General features: G+C 69.6%; 27 protein-coding genes. 11 read left to right on the top strand and 16 right to left on the bottom strand.

Features of this window, described 5'->3' with window-relative positions; all coding sequences use genetic code 11:
* Nucleotides 1-13 precede the first annotated feature (13 nt).
* The 5 genes from denD to ACE3T5_RS08510 are packed head-to-tail and all read left to right on the top strand — an operon-like array spanning nt 14 to nt 4406.
* Entirely contained in the window at nt 14-1024 is a 1011-nt protein-coding gene (denD, locus tag ACE3T5_RS08530; protein WP_374666493.1) for a D-erythronate dehydrogenase, read from the top strand.
* Nucleotides 1024-2295: a 3-oxo-tetronate kinase gene (otnK, locus tag ACE3T5_RS08525; protein WP_374666491.1), complete on the top strand. Its 1272-nt coding sequence runs from the start codon at nt 1024-1026 to the stop codon at nt 2293-2295. The genes denD and otnK overlap by 1 nt, the downstream gene beginning before the upstream one ends.
* Nucleotides 2292-2954, top strand: a complete 663-nt coding sequence (locus ACE3T5_RS08520) for an aldolase (RefSeq protein ID WP_374666489.1) — start codon at nt 2292-2294, stop codon at nt 2952-2954. The genes otnK and ACE3T5_RS08520 overlap by 4 nt, the downstream gene beginning before the upstream one ends.
* 4 nt (nt 2955-2958) lie before the next feature.
* The gene (gene otnI / locus ACE3T5_RS08515) at nt 2959-3771 is read left to right on the top strand and encodes a 2-oxo-tetronate isomerase (protein WP_374666487.1); all 813 of its coding nucleotides are present in this window, start codon (nt 2959-2961) and stop codon (nt 3769-3771) included.
* A gap of 32 nt (nt 3772-3803) precedes the next feature.
* Complete coding sequence (locus tag ACE3T5_RS08510) at nt 3804-4406, top strand: YigZ family protein (RefSeq protein WP_374666485.1); 603 nt, start codon at nt 3804-3806, stop codon at nt 4404-4406.
* Between the two features lie 23 nt (nt 4407-4429).
* Here ACE3T5_RS08510 and ACE3T5_RS08505 read toward each other — a convergent pair whose 3' ends face one another.
* On the bottom strand, nt 4430-5113 hold the full coding sequence (locus ACE3T5_RS08505) for a hypothetical protein (RefSeq protein ID WP_374666483.1): 684 nt from the start codon (nt 5111-5113) through the stop codon (nt 4430-4432).
* A gap of 113 nt (nt 5114-5226) precedes the next feature.
* Between ACE3T5_RS08505 and ACE3T5_RS08500 the strand changes: the two genes are divergently transcribed.
* A complete protein-coding gene (locus ACE3T5_RS08500) occupies nt 5227-6699 on the top strand; it encodes a M20 family metallopeptidase (RefSeq protein WP_374666481.1) in 1473 nt (490 codons plus the stop codon).
* A 69-nt stretch (nt 6700-6768) separates the two neighbouring features.
* Complete coding sequence (locus ACE3T5_RS08495) at nt 6769-7620, top strand: lysophospholipase (protein ID WP_374666479.1); 852 nt, start codon at nt 6769-6771, stop codon at nt 7618-7620.
* Here the strand turns inward: ACE3T5_RS08495 and ACE3T5_RS08490 are convergent.
* Complete coding sequence (locus tag ACE3T5_RS08490; protein WP_374666477.1) at nt 7583-8179, bottom strand: dihydrofolate reductase family protein; 597 nt, start codon at nt 8177-8179, stop codon at nt 7583-7585. The two genes, ACE3T5_RS08495 and ACE3T5_RS08490, sit on opposite strands and share 38 nt — an antisense overlap.
* Nucleotides 8180-8204: 25 nt before the next feature.
* Nucleotides 8205-8756: a DUF998 domain-containing protein gene (locus ACE3T5_RS08485; protein ID WP_374666475.1), complete on the bottom strand. Its 552-nt coding sequence runs from the start codon at nt 8754-8756 to the stop codon at nt 8205-8207.
* A gap of 140 nt (nt 8757-8896) precedes the next feature.
* Between ACE3T5_RS08485 and ACE3T5_RS08480 the strand changes: the two genes are divergently transcribed.
* Nucleotides 8897-9070 carry a hypothetical protein gene (locus ACE3T5_RS08480; RefSeq protein WP_374666473.1) on the top strand — a complete coding sequence of 58 codons (174 nt, stop codon included), beginning with the start codon at nt 8897-8899 and terminating at the stop codon, nt 9068-9070.
* Nucleotides 9071-9135: 65 nt separating this feature from the next.
* On the opposite strand, the gene ACE3T5_RS08475 is transcribed toward ACE3T5_RS08480, so the two are convergent.
* The 10 genes from ACE3T5_RS08475 to ACE3T5_RS08430 all read right to left on the bottom strand — a co-directional run bounded on the left by ACE3T5_RS08475 (nt 9136) and on the right by ACE3T5_RS08430 (nt 16128).
* A complete protein-coding gene (locus tag ACE3T5_RS08475) occupies nt 9136-9510 on the bottom strand; it encodes a hypothetical protein (protein WP_374666471.1) in 375 nt (124 codons plus the stop codon).
* Between the two features lie 115 nt (nt 9511-9625).
* On the bottom strand, nt 9626-10102 hold the full coding sequence (locus tag ACE3T5_RS08470; protein ID WP_374666469.1) for a hypothetical protein: 477 nt from the start codon (nt 10100-10102) through the stop codon (nt 9626-9628).
* A complete protein-coding gene (locus tag ACE3T5_RS08465; protein WP_374666554.1) occupies nt 10099-10374 on the bottom strand; it encodes a DUF2277 domain-containing protein in 276 nt (91 codons plus the stop codon). The genes ACE3T5_RS08470 and ACE3T5_RS08465 overlap by 4 nt, the downstream gene beginning before the upstream one ends.
* 20 nt (nt 10375-10394) lie before the next feature.
* Nucleotides 10395-10910, bottom strand: coding sequence for a GFA family protein (locus tag ACE3T5_RS08460; protein ID WP_374666467.1), 516 nt, complete (start codon nt 10908-10910; stop codon nt 10395-10397).
* A 277-nt stretch (nt 10911-11187) separates the two neighbouring features.
* Nucleotides 11188-11628, bottom strand: a complete 441-nt coding sequence (locus ACE3T5_RS08455) for a tetratricopeptide repeat protein (protein WP_374666465.1) — start codon at nt 11626-11628, stop codon at nt 11188-11190.
* A gap of 62 nt (nt 11629-11690) precedes the next feature.
* Nucleotides 11691-12095, bottom strand: a complete 405-nt coding sequence (locus tag ACE3T5_RS08450) for an NUDIX domain-containing protein (RefSeq protein ID WP_374666463.1) — start codon at nt 12093-12095, stop codon at nt 11691-11693.
* A gap of 76 nt (nt 12096-12171) precedes the next feature.
* Nucleotides 12172-12831: a hypothetical protein gene (locus ACE3T5_RS08445; protein ID WP_374666461.1), complete on the bottom strand. Its 660-nt coding sequence runs from the start codon at nt 12829-12831 to the stop codon at nt 12172-12174.
* A gap of 342 nt (nt 12832-13173) precedes the next feature.
* Nucleotides 13174-14352: an MFS transporter gene (locus tag ACE3T5_RS08440; protein ID WP_374666459.1), complete on the bottom strand. Its 1179-nt coding sequence runs from the start codon at nt 14350-14352 to the stop codon at nt 13174-13176.
* Nucleotides 14349-15062 carry a 16S rRNA (uracil(1498)-N(3))-methyltransferase gene (locus ACE3T5_RS08435; RefSeq protein ID WP_374666457.1) on the bottom strand — a complete coding sequence of 238 codons (714 nt, stop codon included), beginning with the start codon at nt 15060-15062 and terminating at the stop codon, nt 14349-14351. Before ACE3T5_RS08435 ends, ACE3T5_RS08440 begins: the two co-directional genes overlap by 4 nt.
* A gap of 7 nt (nt 15063-15069) precedes the next feature.
* Complete coding sequence (locus ACE3T5_RS08430) at nt 15070-16128, bottom strand: aminoglycoside phosphotransferase family protein (protein WP_374666455.1); 1059 nt, start codon at nt 16126-16128, stop codon at nt 15070-15072.
* Nucleotides 16129-16192: 64 nt separating this feature from the next.
* On the opposite strand from ACE3T5_RS08430, the gene ACE3T5_RS08425 reads away from it, so the two are divergent.
* From ACE3T5_RS08425 to rsmA, 3 genes are read left to right on the top strand one after another with little or no spacing between them, the layout of a single operon-like run.
* Nucleotides 16193-18604 (top strand): LPS-assembly protein LptD, encoded by a 2412-nt coding sequence (locus ACE3T5_RS08425; protein ID WP_374666453.1) that lies wholly within the window; start codon nt 16193-16195, stop codon nt 18602-18604.
* A gap of 7 nt (nt 18605-18611) precedes the next feature.
* Nucleotides 18612-19997: a peptidylprolyl isomerase gene (locus ACE3T5_RS08420; protein ID WP_374666451.1), complete on the top strand. Its 1386-nt coding sequence runs from the start codon at nt 18612-18614 to the stop codon at nt 19995-19997.
* 14 nt (nt 19998-20011) lie between these two features.
* Nucleotides 20012-20791: a 16S rRNA (adenine(1518)-N(6)/adenine(1519)-N(6))-dimethyltransferase RsmA gene (rsmA, locus tag ACE3T5_RS08415; RefSeq protein WP_374666449.1), complete on the top strand. Its 780-nt coding sequence runs from the start codon at nt 20012-20014 to the stop codon at nt 20789-20791.
* A 160-nt stretch (nt 20792-20951) separates the two neighbouring features.
* Here the strand turns inward: rsmA and ACE3T5_RS08410 are convergent, their stop codons facing one another.
* From ACE3T5_RS08410 to ACE3T5_RS08400, 3 genes are all read right to left on the bottom strand, one after another.
* Nucleotides 20952-21386, bottom strand: coding sequence for a barstar family protein (locus ACE3T5_RS08410; RefSeq protein ID WP_374666447.1), 435 nt, complete (start codon nt 21384-21386; stop codon nt 20952-20954).
* 50 nt (nt 21387-21436) lie between these two features.
* Nucleotides 21437-21841 (bottom strand): ribonuclease domain-containing protein, encoded by a 405-nt coding sequence (locus ACE3T5_RS08405; protein ID WP_374666445.1) that lies wholly within the window; start codon nt 21839-21841, stop codon nt 21437-21439.
* A gap of 208 nt (nt 21842-22049) precedes the next feature.
* The coding region (locus ACE3T5_RS08400; protein ID WP_374666443.1) for a phosphate acyltransferase at nt 22050-22736 on the bottom strand (687 nt) is incomplete at its 5' end.

Raw genomic sequence — 22736 nt, 5'->3', positions numbered from 1 at the left:
TGGAGACGAACCCATGCACATCCTCATCACCGGCGGCTGCGGCTTCCTCGGCGCGCGACTGGCCCGCACGCTGCTGGCGCAGGGCCGCCTGGCCCGCGGCGGCGCTGCGCCCGAGGCCGTCACCCGCATCACCCTGGCGGATCGCGCGCCGCCGCCGGATGACCTGGCTGCCGATGCGCGCATCACCTTCCTCGGCGGCGACCTCAATGCGCAACTCGCCTCGCGTGCGCTGCCCGCGGCCGATACCGCGGTCGTGTTCCACCTCGCTGCCGCGGTGAGCGGCGAGTGCGAGGCCGACTTCGACCTCGGCATGCGCAGCAACTTCGAGGCGACCCGTTCGCTGCTCGAGGCCTGCCGCGCGCTCGGCACGCGGCCCACCTTTGTCTTTGCGAGTTCGCTGGCGGTGTTCGGCGCGCTGCCTGGCGTGGGCCTGCCGGCGCTGATCGAGGACATGAGCCTGCCCACGCCGCAAAGCAGCTACGGCATCCAGAAGTTCATCGGCGAGCAGCTGGTGGCGGACTTCGCGCGCAAGGGCTTCGTGCAGGGCCGCAGCACGCGGCTGATGACGGTGAGCGTGCGCCCGGGCCGCCCGAACGGCGCGGCCTCCGGCTTCCTGAGCGGCATGATCCGCGAGCCGCTCGCGGGCCTGCGCGCGCAGGTGCCCGTGCCCCCTGAGACGCCGGTGGCGCTGGCCTCGCCCGCGCGCACCATCGAGGGCCTGATCCGCGCCGCAGAGGCGACCGATGCCGAGTGGGGCCCGCTCACCGCGATCAACCTGCCGTCGCTGCGCACCTCGGTGGGCGAGATGGCGCAGGCGCTGGAGAAGGTCGCCGGCCCGGCCGCCACTTCGCTGCTGGACTGGACGCCCGACGCCGCGGTGCAGCGCCTCGTGAGCACCTGGCCGGGCAACGTGGCCTTCGCGCGCGCGGCGGGCCTGGGCCTGCGGCCCGACGCCAGCTTCGAGGCGGTGGTGCGCGACTACATCCGCGAGAACCCGCAGGCGATCCGCCTCGCGGTGCAGTGATGGGCCGCCTGCTGCTCGGCTGCATCGCCGACGACTTCACCGGCGCGACCGACCTCGCCAACAACCTGGTGCGCCACGGCATGCGCGTGGTGCAGGCCAACGGCGTGCCGGAAGGCCCGCTGGACGCGGAGGCCGACGCGGTGGTGGTGGCGCTGAAGTCGCGCACCATCGCGCCCGCCGAGGCGGTGGCGCAATCGCTCGCTGCGCTGCGCTGGCTGCAGGCCGCGGGCGCGCAGCAGATCTACTTCAAGTACTGCTCCACCTTCGACAGCACGCCGCAGGGCAACATCGGCCCGGTGGCCGAGGCGCTGATGGATGCGCTGGGCACCGACTTCACCATCGCCACACCGGCCTTCCCGGACAACGGCCGCACGGTGTTCAAGGGCCACCTGTTCGTGGGCGACGTGCTGCTGTCCGACAGCGGCATGAAGAACCATCCGCTCACGCCCATGACGGACGCCAACCTCGTTCGCGTGCTGCAGGCGCAGTGCCGCCGAAAGGTGGGCCTGATCGATCACCGCGTGGTGGCCGCGGGGGCCGACGCCGTGCGCGCGCGCATCGCCGCGCTGCGGGCCGAAGGTGTGGGCCTGGCCATCGTGGATGCCGTCTCGAATGACGACCTGTTGCGCCTGGGCCCGGCGCTGGCCGACCTGCCATTGCTCACGGCCGGCTCGGGCGTCGCCATCGGCCTGCCCGGGAACTTCGGCCTCGCGGCCTCGTCCACGGCCAGTGCGCTGCCGCCGGCGCGCGGACTGCGGGCCGTGGTCTCGGGCAGCTGCTCGCAGGCCACGCTGCGCCAGGTGCAGGCCTTCCAGGCCAGCGGCCGGCCGGCCTTCGCGGTCGATCCGCTGCGGCTCGCGCAGGGGCATGACGTGGCGGGCGAGGCGCTGGCCTGGGCGGGCGACCGCCTCGCGGCCGGCCCGGTGCTGATCTACTCCAGCGCCGATCCCGCGGCCGTGCAGGCGGTGCAGGGCCAGCTGGGTGTGGCCGCAGCCGGCGAGCGCGTGGAGCAGGCCCTGGCTACTGTCGCGCGCGGGTTGGTCGCGCTCGGCGTGCGCCAGCTCGTGGTGGCCGGCGGCGAGACCTCGGGCGCCTGCGCGCAGGCGCTGGGCGTGCAGCAGATGCGCATCGGCCCGCAGATCGACCCCGGCGTGCCCTGGTGCCATGCGCAGGCGCCGGGGACGGGCGCCGAGGGCCTGCACCTCGCGTTGAAATCCGGCAACTTCGGCGGGGATGACTTCTTCACCCGCGCCTTCTCCGTGCTGGCATGACCGAGTCGCAAGCCCGCGAGGAGATCTGCCGCGTCGGCCGCAGCCTGTTCGAGCGCGGCTATGTGCATGCCACCGCCGGCAACATCAGCGTGCGGCTGGATGACGGCTTCCTGATCACGCCCACGGACGCCTGCCTGGGCACGCTGGACCCGGCCATGCTGGCCCGGCTGGATGCGCAAGGCCGGCAGACCAGCGGTGCGCCCGCGAGCAAGACGCTCGCCCTGCACCGCGCGATCTACGACGCGGCCCTGCCCTTCGACCCGCAGACCCGCTGCGTCATCCACACCCACAGCACGCACTGCGTGGCGCTCACGCTGCAGCCCACGGGCGACGAGCTGCTGCCCCCCCTCACGCCCTACTTCGTCATGAAGGTCGGCCACGTGCCCGTGATGCCCTACACGCGGCCCGGCGCACCCGAGGCCGCGCAGGCGGTGGCGGCGGCCATCACGCGCTACGGCCAGCAGGGCGCGCCGGTGCGCGCTGTGATGCTCTCGCGCCTGGGCCCCAATGTGTGGCATGCCTCGCCCGCTGCTGCGATGGCCACGCTGGAGGAGCTGGAAGAGACCGCCCGCCTCTGGCTGCTGACCGACCCCCGCCCCGCGCCGCTCGACGCGGACCAGATCGACGAACTGCGCCAGGCCTTCGGCGCCCGCTGGTGAATACATGCCCCGCTTTGCCGCCAACCTCTCCATGCTCTACCCGGAGCTGGACTTCCTGGATCGCTTCGAGGCCGCCGCGCGCGACGGCTTCCAAGGCGTCGAGTACCTGTTTCCGTACGCGTACCCCGCCCAGGAGCTGAAGGCCCGGCTGGACGCGAACGGCCTGCAGCAGGTGCTGTTCAACGCCCCGCCCGGCGACTGGGACGCGGGCGAGCGCGGCCTGGCCTGCCACCCGGGCCGCGAGGCCGAGTTCCGCGCGGCCTGGGCGCGTGCGCTGGACTACGCGCAGGCGCTGGGCTGCCCGCGCGTGCATGTGATGGCCGGTCTGCTGCCCACCGGCGTGTCGCGCGAAGCGGCCCGCGCGGCCTACCTCGGCAACCTGCGCCACGCCGCCGCTACGGCCGGTGAGCGCGGCGTGAAGGCGCTCATCGAGCCGATCAACACGCGCGACATTCCCGGCTTCTTCCTCAATCGCCAGGACGACGCGCACGCCATCGTGGAAGAGGTGGGCTCGCCGCACCTGAAGGTGCAGTTCGACCTGTACCACTGCCAGGTCGTCGAAGGCGACGTGGCGATGAAGATCCGCCAGTACCTGCCCACCGGGCGCGTGGGGCACTTCCAGATCGCCGGCGTGCCGCAGCGGCACGAGCCCGACGTGGGCGAGGTGAACTACCCCTACCTGTTCGAAGTGATCGACGAGGTGGCGGCCTCGTCCGGCTGGGACGGCTGGGTCGGCTGCGAGTACCGCCCGGCCCGTGGCGCCGTGCCCGGCGGCACCAGCGCCGGCCTCGGCTGGCTGCGCGCGCGCCAGGGCTGACTGCCGCAGGCGCACTGCGCTACCCTAGCCGGGTGCCCCTGAGCCTGCTGCATCCGGTCACCAGCGACCTCACCATCAAGAAGAGCCGCTTCATCGGCTGTGTGCAGCCGGTGGCGGACCGCGCTGCCGCGCAGGTGGTGGTGGCCCGGCTGCGCGCGGAGCACCCCGGCGCGGCCCACGTGTGCTGGGCGCTGCTGGCCGGCGGCCAGTCGGCCGCGCATGACGACGGCGAGCCGGGCGGCACCGCCGGCCGCCCCATGCTGGAGGTGCTGCGCCACCAGGATCTGGAGGGCGTGCTGGCCACGGTGGTGCGCTACTTCGGCGGCGTGAAGCTCGGCGCCGACGGCCTGGTGCGTGCCTACACCGACGCCGTGGCCCAGGCGCTGCTGAACGCGCCCAAGATCCCGCTGGTGCGCACGCTGCATCGCACCTGCCGGCTGCCCTATGCGCTGGAAGGCCTGGCCCGGCGCGAGCTGCAGCAGGCCGGCGCCACCCTGCATCAGGCCGAGCACGATGCGGTGGTGCAGCTCAGCTTCAGCCTGCCGGAGCCGGCCTGGCCGGCGCTGCGCGCGCGGCTGGAGGAGGCGGGCCAGGGCGCGCTGCAATGGGTGGAGCCCCCCGTCGCGCCCGCGTAGGCGGGGACCCAGGAGGACGTCGCTCACCGCCCCGGCGCATGCCCCCACACATCGCCGCCGTGTCGCTGCTGCAAGCCGCGCCGCGCCGCCTGGGACTCCAGCAGGTTCGCATCGGCATTGATCGCCAGCCCCACGCGGAACTGCTCCGGCACCAGCCCCTGCTGGTGCAGCAGCGCGCCCAGGGTCAAGTCGCCGCCGAAGTGGGCGAGATCCGGCTCGGGCCAGCCGAAGCGGCGGATCAGGTCCAGCCGCACCACCAGCCAGCCGCCGGTGTTGAACTGCACCGACTCGGGGACGTCACGTCCGGTGGACCAGGGTTGCCTGGCGATCCAGGCGCGCTGCGCGGGTGACAGCGGCTGCTCGTAGACGGAGCCCAGGCTGGCTGCCGTCTCCGCCCGCCGCGACACGGCGTCCAGCCAGCCGCGCACGTCCACCCCCGGCAGCAGGCACGAGTCATCGTCGAACCACATCATGTGCGTGGCGTCGCCCTGGTAGCCGTCCAGCAGCTGTCGCATCATCGGGAACTTGTAGATCTGCGGGTCGGCGTCCTCGCGCGGCACGCCGGGCAGCAGCTCGTCGAGCACCGCGCGCGTGGCGGGTGACACCTCGTTCAGGCCGATGCGCACGTCCACCCGGCCGGTGTTCCAGAGCGCGCGCAACGTGGCCCCGCAACGCCGGGCCAGATCCGGATGGTTTCCGTAGAACAACGCAAGGACCAGAAATTTGACCATCGGCGCGCCGCGTCCAAAGCCCGGATCCTAGCGGTGTGGCGCGCTCCGGCGTAAAGTGCGCGTTCGCCACCGCTTTTTCCAAGAAGGCCATGAACGCCCCGCTGCACCGCGAACTGCCCCCCACCGTGCTGGACAGCGCCACCGCCCTGGCGCAGGTCACCCGCCAATGGGATGACGACATCCTGCGCCAGCTCACCGACTACATCGCCATCCCTGCCAAGTCCCCCGGCTTCGACCGTGACTGGGCGCAGCACGGCTACATCGACACCGTGCTGCGCAACGCCGCCACCTGGGTGGAGGCGCAGAAGGTCGAGGGCCTGAAGCTGGAGATCGTGCGCCTGCCGGGCCGCACGCCGGTGCTGTTCTTCGAGGTGCCCGCCACCAAGGCCGGCAGCACGCAGACGGTGCTGATGTACGGCCACATGGACAAGCAGCCGGAGTTCAACGGCTGGCGCAACGACCTCGGCCCCTGGACGCCCAAGTACGAGGACGGCAAGCTCTTCGGCCGTGGCGGCGCGGATGACGGCTATGCGGTCTACGCGAGCATCGCCGCCGTGCAGGCGCTCAAGGCGCAAGGCAAGCCGCACGCGCGCATCGTGGGCCTGATCGAGACCTGCGAGGAATCGGGCTCCTACGACCTGCTGCCCTACATTGACGCGCTGAAGCCGCGCCTTGGGGATGTGGCGCTGGTGATCTGCCTCGATTCCGGCGCCGGCAACTACGACCAGCTCTGGCTCACCACCTCGCTGCGCGGCATGGCCAGCGGCACGCTGAAGGTGCAGATCCTCACCGAGGGCATCCACTCGGGCGACGCCTCGGGCCTCGTGCCCTCCAGCTTCCGCATCATGCGGCAGGTGCTGGACCGGCTGGAAGACAGCGCCACCGGCCGCCTGCTGCCCGCCAGCTTCCACTGCGAGGTGCCGGCCGACCGGCTGGCGCAGGCAAAGGCCACCGCCGCCATCCTGGGCGACGAGGTGTACAAGCGCTTCCCCTGGGCGCATGCCGATTGCGGCGGCTCGGTGCAGACCGCGCTGCCCACCACCACCGACCCCGTGCAGGCGCTCATCAACCGCACCTGGACGCCCACGCTCTCGGTCACCGGCGCCGAGGGCTTCCCGGCGCTGCAGGACGCCGGCAACGTGCTGCGGCCTTACACCGCCTTCAAGCTCTCGCTGCGCCTGCCGCCCCTGGTGGATGCCGCGCAGGCGGTGCAGGAACTGAAGACGCTGCTGGAAGACAACGCGCCCTACCAGGCGGTGGTGACCTTCGAGTCGCACGGCGGCGCCTCCGGCTGGAACGCGCCCAGCACCACGCCCTGGTTCGAACAGGCGCTGAACGCCGCCTCGCTCGCGCACTTCGGCGCGCCGGTGGGCTACATCGGCCAGGGCGGCACCATTCCGCTGATGAACATGCTGAGCCGCGGCTTCCCCTCGGCGCAGATGATGGTCTGCGGCGTGCTGGGCCCGCGCAGCAACGCGCACGGGCCGAACGAGTTCCTGCATGTGCCCTATGCCAAGCGGCTCACCGCGGCCGTGGCGGAGGTGATGGCCCGGCTGCCCTGAGCGCCGCCGCGCATCCCTCATCCGGGGGATGGACGACGGCCCGGCCGCCCAGCGAACATCCCGCCTGCGATGCCGCAAGAGCCCTCCGACTCGACCCTGAGCACCTTCACCGCGAGCGATGGGGACAACCTCGCGGTGCAGGACTGGCCCTTGCCCGGCGACCAGCCGCCGCGCGGCGTGGTGCTGCTGGTGCACGGCCTGGGGGAGCACGCGGGCCGCTACGACCACGTGGCGCGCCGGCTCAATGACTGGGGCTTCGCGGTGCGCGGCTACGACCAGTATGGCCACGGTGAATCCGGCGGCGTGCGCGGCGCGCTGCCCACCCGCACCCGCCTGCTCGATGACCTGGCGGACCTGGTGGAATCCAGCCGTGCCCGCGTGCGCCGCGGCACGCCGCTGCTGCTGCTGGGCCACAGCATGGGCGGCCTGGTGGCCGCGAGCTTCGTCGCGCGCGAGATGATGCCGGTGGACGGCCTCATCCTCTCATCGCCCGCGCTGGCCACCCCGCTCACGGCCTTGCAGAAGGTGCTGCTGGCGATCGTGCCGCGCATCGCGCCCAACTTCACCGTGGGCAACGGGCTGGACGCGCAGTACATCTCGCATGACCCGGCCGTGGTGGCCGCCTACCAGTCGGATCCGCTGGTGCACGACCGCATTTCCGGCCGCCTGGGCCGCTTCATCGCCGACGAAGGCGCCTGGGTCATCAGCCGTGCCGGCCAGTGGACGGTGCCCACGCTGCTGATGTATGCCGGCGCAGACCGTCTGGTGGATCCCGCTGGCAGCCGCGCCTTTGCCGCCGCCGCGCCGCGTGATCGCGTGGCCGCGCAGTGCTTCGACGACCTGTACCACGAGATCTTCAATGAGGTCGATCCCGAGCCGGTGTTCAGTCGGATGAAGGCGTGGCTGGACGACCGGTGGTGAGGTCGCCATCCGGCGGCTGCCGCACGGCATAGCGGCTCTGCACGAAGCCGAACGGGTAGGCCCGGGATTCCATCAACGACAGCTCGATGGTGCCCGGAAGCGGCCCGAAAAGCGGGCGACCCGCGCCGATCAGCACCGGAACCACCGTGATGACCAGCTCGGTGATGACCCCAGCGGCCAGGAAGGCCTGGATCGTGAGGCCGCCGTCCACGTAGAGCGATCGATGCCCGTGTGCTGCCACCTGGGACACGACAGTTGCGGGTTCGCCCTGGATCAGGCGAACAGAAGCCGGCGTGCCCGCCGGAAGTGCAGGCATCGTGCGACTGAGCACATAGACCGGCTTGTCGCCGTAGGGCCAAGGTGACATGTGGCGCACCGTGTCGAAGGTGGCTCTTCCCATGACCAGGGCATCCACCGCGTCCATGAAAGCGCCATAGCCGCAATCCTCGCCCGCGGGCACGCGCTGGTTGGCCTGTTCCAGCCAGTCGATCGAGCCATCCGGGCGGGCGATGAAGCCATCCAGGCTGGTGGCGATGAAGACGCGACAGACAGATTGCATGGTACGGAGGGGCTCGTGGGACGGCTCAGGCGGCGTGTGGCATGCGGAGCACCAGAACCAGCGACGCGAGAAGCGCCAGCTCCGCCACGCGCTGAACCCCGCCTCGCCATGGCCTTGCCGCCGGCAGGGACAGCAAGACCGCCGCCCCGCCCACCACCCAGGCGAGCAGCGCGTAGGCCGCATGGCCCATCTGTAGGCGCCAGATCACGGCGGCACCGCCGACATACTGGATGGCTCCGGCCAGATTGTGCAACGCCTGGCGCCAGCTGCCGATCAGCGGTGAGCCGGGGTCGCTCGGAAACAGTGCAGCCCCCAGGTAGCCCACGCCGATGCAGATGGCGAGCGCGGCGGCGGGGGGATGACTGGCGCGAGTCAGCCAGCCGACCGCCATCATCGACAGGCCAAACGGAAGAAAGACACCGAAGGCGACCTGCTTCGCGCAGGGCGCCCCCGCCTCGCCAAGCTCGCTGATGGTGTGCCCGATGTGGCTGTAGCCCTGGCGCCTCAGCCCGATGCGCCAGATGCCCAGTGCAAGCAGCACGGCGGACACGAGCGCGAGAGCCATGAGCAGGTTCATCTCATCGGGTGTGAAGTGTCACCGGCCATCTGCTCCACCGCCTCACTGCAGAACGCCGCCGGATCGGGCAACCGGATTCTCGGCTGCCCGGACGACGAAGTGAAGTGGGAGAGCTGGGAAGACAACGCCAGGTCCTGGCGATGATGGCCAGCGACTCGCAGGTTGCGGTGGAAGTCATCCTCGACGCCACACTGGCCAACGGCAAGCGCATCAGGGACGAGGAGGTGCACCTGTGGAGCCTCAACCCGCAGGGCAAGGTGGTCCGCTTCCGTCACTACCTCGACACGGCCAAGCACGCCGCCGCGGCAGCGTGAGCCATGGGCCCCTCAGCGTTTCGGCGACGCCTCCGCCGCTGCGTTGTGCGGGCCCAAGGCCTCGATCAGGACGGCTCGAACATGATGAGGCGGCAGTCGGCGGTGCCCACATTCTCCAGCACGTGGCCGGGGATCGGTCGCTGCACGACCGCATAGCCGGCGCGCGGCTGCGCTTCGCGGGACGTCCCGTCCGGCGCATGGATCCTGAGGCTGCAGTCCGTCAGATAGTAGACCGCATTCGCCGGGTGCGAGTGGACGATGTCTTTCTGACCCGGCTTCCATGTCACGGCGATGACCTTGAACTGGGCGTCCTGGGCAATCACCTTGTAGATGTCGGGCGATGCCACGTACGAGCGCGGCAGGTCCTGCGCCAGCGCGCCACCGGCCAGGCCCAGGCAAGTTGCTGCCAGCAGGAAGGCGACAGGGGTCCATCTGTGCATAGCTTTTCCTCAGTGTGCGTGACCACGCGGGCCACGAGAAAATGCTAGCGATCGACGGGCTTGGCGAATTGCGTTGGCGCAAGGGATGGTGGCTTTGACGCGCTGCTCCGCAGGGTCACGCCGGCGGTACCGGCAACACCCGAAGCGTCGCCTCCAGGATGGCGCGATCCTCCGGGTCTGGCAGGGCGGCCACCTGCGCCACGGCCTCTTGGAAGTGAGCCTCGTGCTGCGCCCGGTCCCCTTGAGCGGCGGCAACGTTGGCTGCAACGGCGTGGGCAAGTGCACGCTCCCAGGGTTCCGCCGCATCCGACAGCAAGACCGGCGCCGACTGCGCCATGTAGTGCGCCGCCGGATTCGGCAGGCGCAGGCTCGCGTACACATGGGCGAGCAGCTGCGCGGCATGCGCCTTGTTCTTCTCTTTGCCGACGATCTTCCAGAAGAACATCGCCGCATGGGCCGCCTGCAGCATCTCCTCGTCCTCTTCGGCCGTTCGTGACTGCTGCTCCGATAATTGCCACGCGCGGTTGTTGGCCTGGCCGGCCAGCCTGCGCTGCCACAGGGCGACTTCTTCGGGCGTGGGCTTGTCACTCATGGCCGGCCCCCGAACCGCAGCGCCGACCGTACCTTCGCCTTCGCGGCCTCGGCCTCACGGGTGCGAGGCTCGGCGGTGGTCACCAGCGACTGGATCAGCCTTCTCGCTGTAGCGGCCACCTCCTCCACGGCGCTTTCGAACGCGGCCTCGTTGGCCTTGGACGGCACCGTGAAGCCGCTGAGCTTGCGCACGAACTGCAGCGATGCATCGCGGATCTCCAGCTCCGTGGCCGGCGGCTGGAAGTTGAACAGGGTCTTGATGTTGCGGCACATGATGATTCGGGCAGGCGGCATCAACCTCGGATCGAGGCATGGTACGCCTCGATGGCGGGAACGATCTTCTCCCGCCGCGCCAGGCTCTCGCGTGGCCAGTGGTCCTCGCGCTCGTAGTACTCGGGCACGGCCGGCGTTCCGGCGGGCAATTGAACCCAGGGCTGCCTGGTCGCGGTAAAGATGTGGATGTCGGGCGGCAGAAGATCCGGGTTGTCGAGCGTGCCGACCCGGACGAACTTGACCACGGGCCCTGCGCCTGCGTAATGGCTCCACACGGCGACCCGGCACTTCGGGCAGCGCGCGATCTTCTGGCCCGAGCCGCTGGCCGATGGCGTGTCCACGATCTCAGGCTCGATGCCGAGTTGGGTCACCCGATCCGACTCGATCATCGCGTTCAGCGCGAACGAGGCGCCCGACTCACGCTGGCACCAGCGGCAATGGCAGCAATGCACGAACAGCGGTGAACTCTCCACCCGGTAGCGAACGGCGCGACAGTCGCAGCCACCTTCGGTGGGGAAAGAAGTGGATGAGGCCATGGTGGTTTCCGGGTTCGTGACCTTTAATGAGGCTGTGGGTGATACCGAACCGGCCTCACCGACAAATGATGCGACGAGCTTGGGCGTGCAGCGCCTCGACTCGGGCTGACAGTTCGTCGACTGGGGTGCGCACTTAGGCCTCCGCGATGTGCCGGGCACAGCTTACTGCGCCGCGCCCAACCTCGTTCTTGAGGCACAGCGCAGACGTAAACGGCGACTTGCGCGGCGAGCCCGCGAAGAGAGCGGACGCTGCAAGGCGCCCGTGTTGACGGCCAAGCTAGACATCGCCGCTCTCGCTTTGCGCCAGCAGTTCGATGGCTCCAGTGTGGCCTTGGTCTGCCGCGCGCGCAAGCCAGCCCAAAGCCTCCGCCCTGTTCGCTGGAAACTGGAGCAGGTGCTGGCCGAGCTTCCACTGTGATGCGTCCAATCCCGCGTCCGCGCACTCCCGCAGCAAAGCAATAGCACCTTCGATGTCTTGAACTGTACCCATGCCGTGGTACATGAAGCTCGCAACCCAATGCTTCGCTTCGAGATGGCCGCCGACGGCCGACTTCCTGTACCAAGCCAAGGCCTCTACCGGGTCACGCGGCGACCTCTCATCTGCCAAATGCCCAAGGTAGAACTCAGCTTCGTGATCTTCCCGCAACGCAAGCTCAAGCAACTTCTCCCGTGCCTGTGCGGGTTCGAGTTCGTGGTAGATGTCCTCTGCGACTGCCACGAGATGTCTAAAGCAAAAGGTGACCGGCCCCTTGCCGCAACGTGCCCGAGTCGACCGACCTGTTAGAGCTCACGCCGCAGGTGCTCCAGCGCAGAGCGGAATATCTCGTGCCAACGCGGACCAGGCTCTTGACGCAGCGGATGCCAGAAGAAACGGAAGTCGTGACCTCCATCGTCTTCGGTGCGGTGTACCCATGTCTCAGGGAGTGGAGGGGGCACTTCGCACAAATGCAACGACCAGACCTGCCCTCGATATCCCGAGTCCCAGAGCCCGATGTCACGAACGGCGCGACCCCTAAGCCCACTTTCCTCGTGCAACTCGCGAACAGCGGCTTCTGAAGGGCTCTCATTCGTCTCAATGGTACCTTTCACTAACTGAAAGCCCTCCAGGGGGTGCTCGAAGGCGAGGACCTCAAGCTCAGTTGCGAGACGCAGTACGACAGGGCATGCCTTGGCCGGGAGTGGCATGAGCTCTAACGCAAAGTTGACCGGCCACTTGCCGCAACGTGTCCGAGTCGACCGACCCGCTGCACCGCGTACCGCCTCACCTTCCGCTCCTGAGCTTCTCGAGAAATACTGGCAAAAACATAAGCAGCATTCGGACGGCTTCTAGTGACACCTCGTGCCATTGAGCATGGAATGCGGAGTTACGAAGCGACTTGAAGGACATGAGGGACGAGTGTGTTGATTTCTCAATCACCTTCTTCGCCAGGAGAGAGTTGATCACCACAGAGAATTCCTGGTCCTTTGCACTCTCAAGACCATGCATTGCTGCTAGCCGTTTGACTGAATCTTCGAGAACGCAAATCGCAAGCACTGAGGCCGGGTCTTTGTCTCCTGCATCTGCCAGTTGCTGGGAGGTCGCCAGAAAATCAGCAGAGATTTCAATTGTCACCCGCGCTTCAAGATCACCGAGGAACCCGCTCTGAATATTGTCAGCCATTCCGACAAGGATGCCCTTGACAGAGCGAAGGCCTTCGAGTGACTGCTGGTTGTACCAGTGGAGGGTGCGCTGATAGTGAGGATGTCGCACTCCATGAACATGCTCTACAAACGAGAGCGCCTGAGTCATGAGTTCTTCGACGCCACTCTGATCGTCAAACCAGCCACCGATCGAATTGCTGTACTTCCAGCTGCGCTCCAAGCTTACGGCTTTGGACGCAAGTTCACGGGCCTTCGCGGCTAGAGCCTCGGAGCGTGTCATGCTTTATTGTGCAGCCTAACGCGTGATAAGCAACGCCCATCCTATCCACAGATCGCCAGAACTGTCTACCGGTCGACACGGGTGTCTATCGGTGAATGTTTACAGGTCGACACGTTTCAGGTGGCGGCCGGTCAACACTTTTGCCGCGCCCCTTCCGCACTCATCCATAACCGCGCAAATCCGTGACGATGGTGGTCCGACGAAGCAGAGGCCGCGTGGTTTCGCGCGGACGGGTGGCCATCAAAGAAAGGCGCTCTGGATCCCCGCCTGCGCGGGGATGACGGAGGTCACGCAGGGATGACGAAGGTCACGCGGGAATGATGGAGTGGACCCAGCGCCCACTCACCCCGCCACGACCCGCTGTCCCCTGCGATGCCACGCCAGCCACGCCACCCCACCCGCCACCACGCCCACCGGCACCAGCGACCCCAGGTTCAGCCACGTCCACCCTTGCGTCGTGACCAGCACGCCGGAGGCGAAGGAGCTCATCGCGAGCGTGGCGAAGACGAAGAAGTTCAGCACGGCCTGGGCGCGGTCGCGCTCCTCGGGGGCGTAGGCGGTGAGGGAGAGCGTGGTCGCGCCGGTGAAGAGGAAGTTCCAGCCCACGCCCAGCAGGAACAGCGCGATCAGGAACTGGTGCAGGTCCACCCCGCTCAGCGCCACGGCGATGCAGGCGGCATTGAGCACGATGCCCACGCCCATGATCGGCAGCGTGCCGAAGCGCTTGATCAGGTGGCCGGTGAAGAAGCCGGGTGCGAACATGCCGATCACGTGCCATTCCAGCACCAGGGCCACGTCGTTGAAGGGCAGGCCGCAGGTCTGCATGGCCAGGGGTGTGGAGGCCATCAGCAGGTTCATCACGCCGTAGCCCAGGCCGCCGGAAACGGCGGCGATCAGGAACACGGGTTGGCTCAGCAGCTCGCCCACGGATCGGCCGGTGGCGGCACCCGCCTTGCGCGGCGGCACGGGCGGAAAGCGCATGAAGGCCAGTACCACCAGGGCGATGGCGGCCACGCAGGCCAGCGCGATGTAGGCGCCGACGAAGGGCGCCTCGGCCAGGTCGCGCGTGCGGGCGGCCAGGTTGGGGCCGACCACCGCGCCCAGCAGGCCGCCGGCCATCACCCACGAGACCGCCTTCTCGCGCACTTCCGGCGCGGAGAGTTCGGCCGAGGCGAAGCGATAGAGGTTCGCGTTGGCCGCGTAGTAGCCCGCCAGCACGGTGCCCGCGCAGATCAGCCAGAAGTTGCGCGTGGAAGCGGCATAGGCGCATAGCAGGGTGGAGGCGATGGCCACCGCCAGCCCGAGCTGGAATGACACGCGCCTACCCAGCCGCGCCTGCACCTTCGACACCGGCCCGGTGAACAGCGCGCCGCCCAGCACGTAGCCCATCACCGGCACCGTGGCCATCCAGCCGTAGGGCGCGAGCGAGAGGCCTACCAGCCCGTTGATGGCGATGAAGGTCACGTTGTTGGTGAGAAACAGGCCCTGCAGCAGCACCAGCAGCCAGAGATTGCGGTTCATGACGGTACTTCCAGGGTGAGGGCAGCCAGGGCCGCCAGCGGCGCGGTCTCGGCGCGCAGGGTGCGCGGGCCGAGCGTGAGCGGGCGCCAGCCCGCGGCGCGCGCCGCGTCTTCTTCTTCCGGGGCCAGGCCGCCCTCGGGGCCGCTTAGCAAGGTGATGGCGCCGGCGCCGCGCAGCGCGGCCAGCGGCTGCGCATCGGCCCGCAGCGAGAGCACCCAACCCGGTTCGCGTTGCGTGGGCAGCCAGGCGTTGAGGTTCAGCACAGGCTGCACGGCTGGCACGCGATTGCGCCCGCACTGCTCGCATGCAGCAATCGCGATGGCCTGCCAGTGCGCCTGCTTGCGCCGCGCGCGTTCGCCATCGAGCCGCAGCACGCTGCGCTGCGTCTGCAGCGGCTGGATGCCCGCGCAGCCCAGCTCGGTGGCCTTCTCCACCAGCCAGTCCATGCGGTCGTTGGCCGGCATGCCCAGCGCCAGCGTCACGGCCACGGCGGCCTCGGCCTCGCGCGGGGTGTGCGCGCCGACGGTCACCGTCACCTCGCTGCGGCCCATCTTCGCGACGGTCGCTTCGTACTCGCCGCCGCGGCCATCGAACAGCGTGCAGGCGTCGCCGGGCTGCAGGCGCAGCACCTGTACATGGCGCGCCGCCTCGGCGGGCAGCGCCAGCGTGAGACCGGTGGCCAGCGGTTCGGCGCAGTACAGGCGGGGCACGCGCGGCCTAGACGCGGCCGAAGGCCCAGCCCGACACGGCGTCGGTGCCTTCCACCTGGTCGATCAGGCGGGCCAGGGGCGCCAGCTCGCGGTAGCGCGCGGCGGTGGCGCGAATGTAGCCGATGAAGCGCGGCGCGTCGGCCAGGTACTTCGGCTTGCCGTCGCGCAGCGTGAGCCGCGCGAAGATGCCGGCCACCTTCAGGTGCCGCTGCAGGCCCATCCACTCCACCGCGCGGTAGAAGTCGCCGAAGTCGGCGTCCACCGGCAGGCCCGCCTTCTGCGCGCGCTGCCAGTAGCGGATGGTGATGTCCAGCACGAACTCCTCATCCCAGCTCAGGAAAGCATCGCGCATGAGGCAGGCGATGTCGTAGGTGATGGGGCCGTGCACGGCGTCCTGGAAGTCCAGCACGCCCAGGCGCGGCTCGCCGGCATCGCGCGGCAGCATCAGGTTGCGCGGCATGAAGTCGCGGTGCACGTACACGGCGGGTGCGGCCAGGTTGCGCTGGAGGATGAGGTCGAACTGCGCCTGCAGGGTCTGCTGCTCCGCCTCCTTCAGGGTCACCTGCCGGTGGCGCGCGAGGTACCAGTCGGGGAACAGCGCCAGTTCGCGGGCCAGCAGCGCGTGGTCATAGGGCGGCAGCACACCGGGGCGCGAGGCGAGCTGCCAGGTCACCAGCGCATCCACCGCGCGCAGGTACAGCGCCTGCCGGTCCCGCTCCGGCGCGTCGGTCACGGCGTCGATCATCAGCCGCTCGCCCAGGTCGTCCAGCAGCATGAAGCCGTGCGGCTCGTCCCAGGCGCGCACGCGCGGCACCAGCAGGCCGGCCTCGGCCATCAGGCCGGCCACCTTCACGAACGGGCGGCAGTCTTCCTTGTCAGGGGGCGCGTCCATCACGATCAGGCTGCCGGCCGCCCCCTCCACGCGCAGATAGCGGCGGAAGCTGGCGTCGGCCGAGGCGGGCCGCAGGCTCGCGGGGTCGATGCCGAGGGCGGGGTCAAGCTGGCGCAGCCACGCGAGGCAGGCGGCTTCACGGGCCGGGTCGGCCCAGGTCACGGAATCGCTCATGGATAATCGATTCTACAAACCGCCTTCGCGGCGCGCCCCTGGCCGCCGGGACCTGCCCGACCTGATGTCCGACCCCCGATTCCCGGCCGCGCCTGCCTGCCTGCGCCCCAGCCCCGTGGCGCGGGTGGTGGCCCTGCTGCTCGCGCCCGCCGCCGTCCTGGCGCAGGGGCCGGTGCCGGCGCCGGCGCCGGCGCCCGCGCCGGTCACCACCCCGCCGGATTCGGTGATCCGCCTCAAGCCCAGCCCGATCCTGCGCGAGGACATCCCCGCCACCGTGCGCGGCCAGCTCCCCACCTTCGTGGAAGGCGACCGCGTGCGCGGCCGCACCGACTTCGAGACCGTGATCGAGGGGGATGCGCGCCTGCGCCGCGGCGACACCGCCATCCGCGCCGACAAGCTGGAGTACAGCCAGCCCGAAGACCGAGCGCGTGCCAGCGGCAACGTGCGCATCGTCAAGTCAGGCAACATCTACGAAGGCCCCTACCTGGAGCTGAAGGTCGACGCCTTCGAGGGCTTCTTCAACCAGCCGCGCTACCGCTTCCTGCGCAACGACGCCTATGGCGAGGCCGAGCGCATCGACTTCGTCGACGAGCAGCGCGCCGTGGTGCGCAACGCCACCTTCACCACCTGCCAGCGCAAGCCCGGCCCCGGCTGGCTGCCGGAGTGGATCCTGCGCGCGTCCAGCATCCGCCTCGACCAGGAAGAGGAGGTCGGCCGCGCCAGCGGCGCCGTGCTCAGCTTCATGGGCGTGCCGGTGCTGCCGGTGCCGGAGATGAGCTTCCCGCTGTCGGACCAGCGCAAGTCCGGCGTGCTGCCGCCCACCATCGGCATCGACAACGTCAGCGGGCTGGAGCTGACCCTGCCCTACTACTGGAACATCGCGCCGAACCGCGATGCCACGCTGGCCCCCACGCTCATGACGAAGCGCGGCGTGGATCTGGCCGGCGAGTTCCGCTACCTGGAGCCCACCTACACCGGCACGCTGCGCGCCAACCTGCTGCCCGGCGACAAGGTGCGTGACGCGAACCGCTGGGGCTACAGCGTGCGGCACGACCACATCGTGCAGGGCCTGCCCGGCATCGGCGGCCTGGGCCTGAACCTGAACGTCAGCCGCGTGAGCGACGACGACTACTGGCGCGACTTCGCGCGCAACACCACCTCGCTCACCCAGCGCCTGCTGGCCGGCGAAGGCGTGATGAGCTGGAACGTGGGCCAGGTCGGCTTCCAGGCACGCGCGCTCAAGTGGCAGGTGCTGCAGGACGTGACGGCGCCCATCACCCCGCCCTACGACCGCATGCCGCAGCTGCTGGCGCGCTTCGGCCAGCAGAACATGTGGGCCGGCCTGGAGACCTCGATCGAGGTCGACCACACCGATTTCCGCGGCGACCGCCGCCTCACCGGCCAGCCCGACGCCAAGCGCAGCTTCATCCATGCCCAGCTCGCGCGGCCCTGGCAGGCGCCGGGTTGGTTCTTCACGCCGCGGCTGCAACTGCACGCGCGGCGCTACCAGTTCGACACGCCCCTGGCCAGCGGCGCCGCCAGCGCCGACGTGACCGTGCCCACCTTCAGCATGGATGGCGGGCTGGTGTTCGAGCGCGACGCCCGCTTCTTCGGCCGCGCCTTCCGCCAGACGCTGGAGCCGCGCGCCTTCTACGTCTACACGCCCTGGCGCGACCAGAACGGCCTGCCCAGCTACGACTCGGGCTACAACGACTTCAACTTCGCCACCATCTACACCGAGAACGCCTTCGGCGGCCACGACCGCATCGCGGACAACAACCTGCTGACGCTGGGCACCACCACGCGCCTGCTCGACCCGGAGTCGGGCGCCGAGGCCGCGCGCTTCTCGGTGGCGCAGCGCCTGCGCTTCAAGGACCAGCTCGTCACCCTGCCCGGCGGCACGCCGGTGAGCGAGCGCCTGTCCGACGTGCTGTTCGGCGCCTCGGTGCGGCTGGTGCCGCAGTGGAGCGTGGACACCACCGTGCAGTACAACCCCAAGACACGGCGTTCCATCCGCTCCACCATCGGCGGCCGCTACAGCCCGGGCAACTACCGCGTGGTCAGCGCCGCCTATCGCCTGCAGCGCGGCCTGAGCGAGCAGATCGACGTGGGCTGGCAATGGCCGCTGAACGACCTGTGGGGTGATTTCGGGCGTGACCTGGGCCGCGGCATGGGCCTGGGCGACGGCCGCTGGTACAGCGTCGGGCGGCTGAACTTCAGCATGCGCGACAGCCGGCTGGTGGATGCCGTGGTCGGGCTGGAATACGATGGCGGCTGCTGGATCGGCCGCATCGTGTTCGAGCGCCTGCAGGCCGGCACCAGCAATGCCAACAAGCGGGTGCTGTTCCAGCTCGAGTTCGTGGGCCTGAGCCGCCTGGGCTCCAACGCCCTGCAGACCCTGCGGGACAACATCCCCCGTTACCAGTTCCTGCGCGAGCAGGTGCGTTCGCCCAGCCGGTTCACCCAATACGACTAGCGTCCCCATGAAGCCCCTCCGAACCCTGCCCCTGTGGCTGGCTTGCGCCGCGCAGATCGCCCTGCTGACCGCCCCCGCCGTTCACGCGCAGGGCCTGCGCGTCTCGCCCGCGCCCAGCCTGCCGCGCGCCGCGGCGCCGGCCGACGCCGGCCCGCGCCCGGCCGACTTCATCGTCGCCGTGGTCAACTCCGAGCCCATCACCAACAACGAGGTGCGGCTGCGCCTGCTGCGCTACGAGCAGCAGCTCACCCAGCAGGGCGCGGCGCTGCCGCCGCGCGCGCAGCTCGCGCGCGAGGTGGTGGAGCGGCTGATCAGCGAGCGCGCGCAGCTGCACCTGGCGCGCGAGAACGGCCTGCGCATCGATGACCTGGCGGTGGACCAGGCCGAGCAGACGGTGGCGCGGCAGAACCAGGTGGACGTGGCGGAGCTGCGTCGCCGGCTGGTGGCCGACGGCCTGAACGTGGCGCAGTTCCGCGAAGACCTGCGCAACCAGCTGCTGCTCACCCGCCTGCGGGACCGTGAGCTCGAACCCCGTGCCCGCGTGAGCGAGCGCGAGATCGACGAGTTCCTGCGCGAGCAGCAGGCCGGCCGGGTCGACCCCGCGCTGGTGGAGCTGAACCTGGCCCACATCCTGGTGGCGCTGCCCGAGAACGCGACGCAGATCCAGCTGGCGCAGGCGCAGGCCAAGGCCCAGGGCCTGCTGGCCCGCGCGCGCGCTGGCGAGGATTTCGGCAAGCTCGCCCGCGAGAACTCCGACGCCGCGGGCGCCGCCAGCAACAGCGGCCTGGTCGGCGCGCGCACCGCGGATCGCCTGCCCGGCCTGTTCGTGGAGGCCGTGCGCAACCTGCAGCCCGGTGGCGTGAGCGACATCGTGCGCTCGGCCGCCGGCCTGCACATCGTCAAGCTGGTCGAGCGCCGCCAGCCCGGCGCGCAGGGCCTGATGGTCACGCAGAACCGCGCCCGCCACATCCTGCTGCGGCCCGGCCCGCAGCTCACCGAGGCCCAGGCCGTGCAGCGCCTGGCCGACTTCAAGCGCCGGCTGCAGGCCGGTCAGGCCGACTTCGCGGCGCTCGCGCGCGAGCACTCGCAGGACGGCAGCTCGCGCACCGGCGGTGATCTCGGCTGGGCCGGCCCCGGCCTGTTCGTGCCGGAGTTCGAGGACGCGATCAACGCCCTGGCGCCGGGCCAGCTGTCGGACCCGATCGTCAGCCGCTTCGGCGTACACCTGATCCAGCTGGTGGAGCGGCGCCAGGCCGCGCTGGGCGAGCGCGAGCAGCGCGAGGTGGCGCGCAACCTGCTGCGCGAGCGCAAGCTCGACGAGGCCTACGCCACCTGGGCCCAGGAGGTGCGGGGCCGCGCGTTCGTGGAGCTGCGCGAGCCGCCGCTCTTCTGAGCCGGCCCGTCCCCATGAAGCACGTCGCGCGCAAGCGCTTCGGCCAGCACTTCCTGGCCGACGTCGCCATCATCGACGCGATCGTGCGCGAGATCGATCCGCGGCCGGGCCAGCCGATGGTGGAGATCGGCCCCGGCCTCGCCGCCCTCACGCAGCCGCTGGTGGAGCGCCTGGGCCGCCTCACGGTGGTGGAGCTGGACCGCGACCTTGCCGCCCGCCTGCGCGCGCATGCGCAGCTGAACGTGGTGGAGTCCGACGTGCTGAAGGTCGACTTCACCGCGCTCGCCACGACGCTGGGCGCGCCGAAGCTGCGCGTGGTGGGCAACCTGCCCTACAACATCTCCAGCCCCATCCTCTTTCACCTGCTCGAGCACGTGGCCAGCGTGCAGGACCAGCACTTCATGCTGCAGAAGGAGGTGGTGGACCGCATGGTGGCCGAGCCGGCCACGGCCGCCTACGGCCGGCTGTCGGTGATGCTGCAGTGGCGCTACGCGATGGAGAACGTGCTGCACGTGCCGCCGGCGGCCTTCGATCCGCCGCCGCGGGTGGACAGCGCCGTGGTGCGCATGGTGCCGCTGGCGCAGCCGGTGGCGCTGGATGCCGCGCTGCTGTCGCAGCTGGTGCAGGTGGCCTTCAGCCAGCGGCGCAAGCTGCTGCGGCACACGCTGGGGGCCTGGCTCGAATCAAGGGGGCGCGGCGGCACGTTCGACGTGCAGCGCCGCGCAGAGGAAGTGCCGGTGGCCGAATACCTGGCCCTGGCCGCCAGCCTGGGTCAGGCGGCAGCGAGCCAGTAGCCGGCGTTGAAGGGGCTGCTCATGCGCAGCGCCAGGGGCGACACGTCGAGCAGCTTGTCCGTGGGCATCTTCTCTTCCGTGGTGCTGGCGAGTGGCGTGGCCGCCGCTTCGCCCTGGGCCTCATTCGCCCGTTCCGCTTGGCCTTGTTGCGCGGAACGGGCTACGGAAAAGAATAGAAGCACCTGAACGGCACCTTGCGGTCCGCCCAGTAGTCCGCCGTGTCGCGGAAGATGTCGAGCAGCTGCTCGCGCGCTTCCTTGTCGAACTTGCCGTTGGCCGGGATGTGCTCCAGCACGACGATGAAGCCCGGCTGCGGCCCCGACTTGTGCAGCGGGTCCGTCATGCAGTCATACAGCGCGTCGAAGTTCTTGCCGAAGTGCGACGGGAACGTGAACTGCTGGGCGATCATGTCCAGCACGTCCTGCTTGCTCTGGGCCGTGGCCAGGTTGGCATACAGGAAGTGATGGCCGAGCGCCGTGGCAGTCTCCTGCAGGTCCTGCACGCGGAACGCGCGGATGGACTGCACGATGTTGCTGCGCACACCCTTGAGGGGCGTCTCGGAAAGGTCCTTGGTCGTACGAAGTGGCGTATCCATCTCCGTGTCTTTCTCGGTAGTCACAAACTGGTCCCGCTCCATGCTGGTGGTCACTCCACGACGATGCGACGGAAGCTCGCGTAGTGGTCGGCGGTGTAATAGCAAGCATCGGGCACCTTGGGTGGCCCGCCGCAGACGATGCGGCGCGCTCCGCGGGTGCGCGATCCCGGCGTCCTGACGGTGTACTCGCGGTAGTAGCCGCGGTTCTTGATCGGAAGCAAACGCTCGCGATTGCCGAACACCGTGCCATCCTTCTCGTACGGAAACGGACCGCCTTGGAGGATGCGTTCGTAGGTCTCCCGGCCCTGCTTCGGCAGATCGGCCAGGCGAACCTGGGCGGTGGAGCCGGGGGCGGGGTCCGTCGGGCCCTTGGCAGCCACCGGTGAAACACCGGCGACCGCGACAGCCAGCAAGCAGCTAGTAAGTGCAAACTTGAGGGCCGCGAGGGGAGCCATGAACGGACCTTCTGGGGAGATCTTCGAGGGGTGCGCCGTCAGGGCGCCGGATTACAAACAACCCCGGGTAAACCCGGAAATTCAAGGGCGGTAGTGTGACGCATGTGCCTGCAAAAGGCAAGCGAATGCCCAAAAATTGGGCAGCCGGAAGGGCCATCGCAGGCCCTTCCCACGGCGGGCAAGTTAGTGCACGCTGCCCGGCTTGGCCCTATCGCGACGCGTTGGCGTCGGCCACGGTGAGGGCCGTCATGTTGACGATCCGACGCACGGTCGTGCTGGCCGTCAGGATATGCAGGGGTTTGGCCGCGCCCAGCAGCACCGGGCCGATGGCGATGTTGCCGCCGGCCGCCGTCTTGAGCAGGTTGTAAGAAATATTGGCTGCGTCGATGTTGGGCAGCACCAGCAGGTTGGCGTCGCCGGCCAGCGTGCCGTGCGGCATCAGCGCGGTGCGGGCCTGGCCGTCCAGGGCCACGTCGCCGTGCATCTCGCCGTCCACCTCCAGCCAGGGCGCCTGCACCTGCAGCAGCGCCAGCGTCTCGCGCATCTTGATCGCGCTGGGCTGGTTGCTGCTGCCGAAGTTGGAGTGCGACAGCAGCGCGGCCTTGGGCTTGATGCCGAAGCGCATCATCTCCTCGGCCGCCATCACGGTGATCTCCGCCAGCTGGGCGGCCGTGGGGTCGTAGTTGACGTGCGTGTCCACCAGGAAGACCTGGCGGCCGGGCAGCATCAGCCCGTTCATGCAGGCGTAGGTGTTCACGCCGGCGCGCTTGCCCACCACCTGGTCGATGTAGTGCAGGTGGATGTTGGTGGTGCCCCAGGTGCCGCAGATCATGCCGTCCACGTCGCCCTTGTGCAGCAGCATGGCGCCGATCAGCGTGAGGCGGCGGCGCATCTC

This window comes from Ramlibacter sp. (genome assembly GCF_041916345.1).
Classification (GTDB): domain Bacteria; phylum Pseudomonadota; class Gammaproteobacteria; order Burkholderiales; family Burkholderiaceae_C; genus Ramlibacter.
Note: the sequence above shows the minus strand (reverse complement) of the source record. Positions and strands in the feature narration are given on the sequence as shown.

Excerpts from the sequence above, each read along its gene's own strand:
- ACE3T5_RS08405 (WP_374666445.1), bottom strand. The coding sequence starts at position 21,841 with ATGGCTCCCCTCGCGGCCCTCAAGTTTGCACTTACTAGCTGCTTGCTG.
- otnK (WP_374666491.1), top strand. The coding sequence starts at position 1,024 with ATGGGCCGCCTGCTGCTCGGCTGCATCGCCGACGACTTCACCGGCGCG.
- ACE3T5_RS08420 (WP_374666451.1), top strand. The coding sequence starts at position 18,612 with ATGAAGCCCCTCCGAACCCTGCCCCTGTGGCTGGCTTGCGCCGCGCAG.
- ACE3T5_RS08465 (WP_374666554.1), bottom strand. The coding sequence starts at position 10,374 with ATGTGCCGCAACATCAAGACCCTGTTCAACTTCCAGCCGCCGGCCACG.
- denD (WP_374666493.1), top strand. The coding sequence starts at position 14 with ATGCACATCCTCATCACCGGCGGCTGCGGCTTCCTCGGCGCGCGACTG.
- ACE3T5_RS08460 (WP_374666467.1), bottom strand. The coding sequence starts at position 10,910 with ATGGCCTCATCCACTTCTTTCCCCACCGAAGGTGGCTGCGACTGTCGC.
- ACE3T5_RS08475 (WP_374666471.1), bottom strand. The coding sequence starts at position 9,510 with ATGCACAGATGGACCCCTGTCGCCTTCCTGCTGGCAGCAACTTGCCTG.
- ACE3T5_RS08490 (WP_374666477.1), bottom strand. The coding sequence starts at position 8,179 with ATGCAATCTGTCTGTCGCGTCTTCATCGCCACCAGCCTGGATGGCTTC.
- otnI (WP_374666487.1), top strand. The coding sequence starts at position 2,959 with ATGCCCCGCTTTGCCGCCAACCTCTCCATGCTCTACCCGGAGCTGGAC.
- ACE3T5_RS08500 (WP_374666481.1), top strand. The coding sequence starts at position 5,227 with ATGAACGCCCCGCTGCACCGCGAACTGCCCCCCACCGTGCTGGACAGC.
- ACE3T5_RS08425 (WP_374666453.1), top strand. The coding sequence starts at position 16,193 with ATGTCCGACCCCCGATTCCCGGCCGCGCCTGCCTGCCTGCGCCCCAGC.
- ACE3T5_RS08480 (WP_374666473.1), top strand. The coding sequence starts at position 8,897 with ATGATGGCCAGCGACTCGCAGGTTGCGGTGGAAGTCATCCTCGACGCC.
- ACE3T5_RS08485 (WP_374666475.1), bottom strand. The coding sequence starts at position 8,756 with ATGAACCTGCTCATGGCTCTCGCGCTCGTGTCCGCCGTGCTGCTTGCA.
- ACE3T5_RS08470 (WP_374666469.1), bottom strand. The coding sequence starts at position 10,102 with ATGAGTGACAAGCCCACGCCCGAAGAAGTCGCCCTGTGGCAGCGCAGG.
- ACE3T5_RS08430 (WP_374666455.1), bottom strand. The coding sequence starts at position 16,128 with ATGAGCGATTCCGTGACCTGGGCCGACCCGGCCCGTGAAGCCGCCTGC.
- rsmA (WP_374666449.1), top strand. The coding sequence starts at position 20,012 with ATGAAGCACGTCGCGCGCAAGCGCTTCGGCCAGCACTTCCTGGCCGAC.
- ACE3T5_RS08410 (WP_374666447.1), bottom strand. The coding sequence starts at position 21,386 with ATGGATACGCCACTTCGTACGACCAAGGACCTTTCCGAGACGCCCCTC.
- ACE3T5_RS08440 (WP_374666459.1), bottom strand. The coding sequence starts at position 14,352 with ATGAACCGCAATCTCTGGCTGCTGGTGCTGCTGCAGGGCCTGTTTCTC.
- ACE3T5_RS08450 (WP_374666463.1), bottom strand. The coding sequence starts at position 12,095 with ATGCCACTCCCGGCCAAGGCATGCCCTGTCGTACTGCGTCTCGCAACT.
- ACE3T5_RS08520 (WP_374666489.1), top strand. The coding sequence starts at position 2,292 with ATGACCGAGTCGCAAGCCCGCGAGGAGATCTGCCGCGTCGGCCGCAGC.
- ACE3T5_RS08495 (WP_374666479.1), top strand. The coding sequence starts at position 6,769 with ATGCCGCAAGAGCCCTCCGACTCGACCCTGAGCACCTTCACCGCGAGC.
- ACE3T5_RS08445 (WP_374666461.1), bottom strand. The coding sequence starts at position 12,831 with ATGACACGCTCCGAGGCTCTAGCCGCGAAGGCCCGTGAACTTGCGTCC.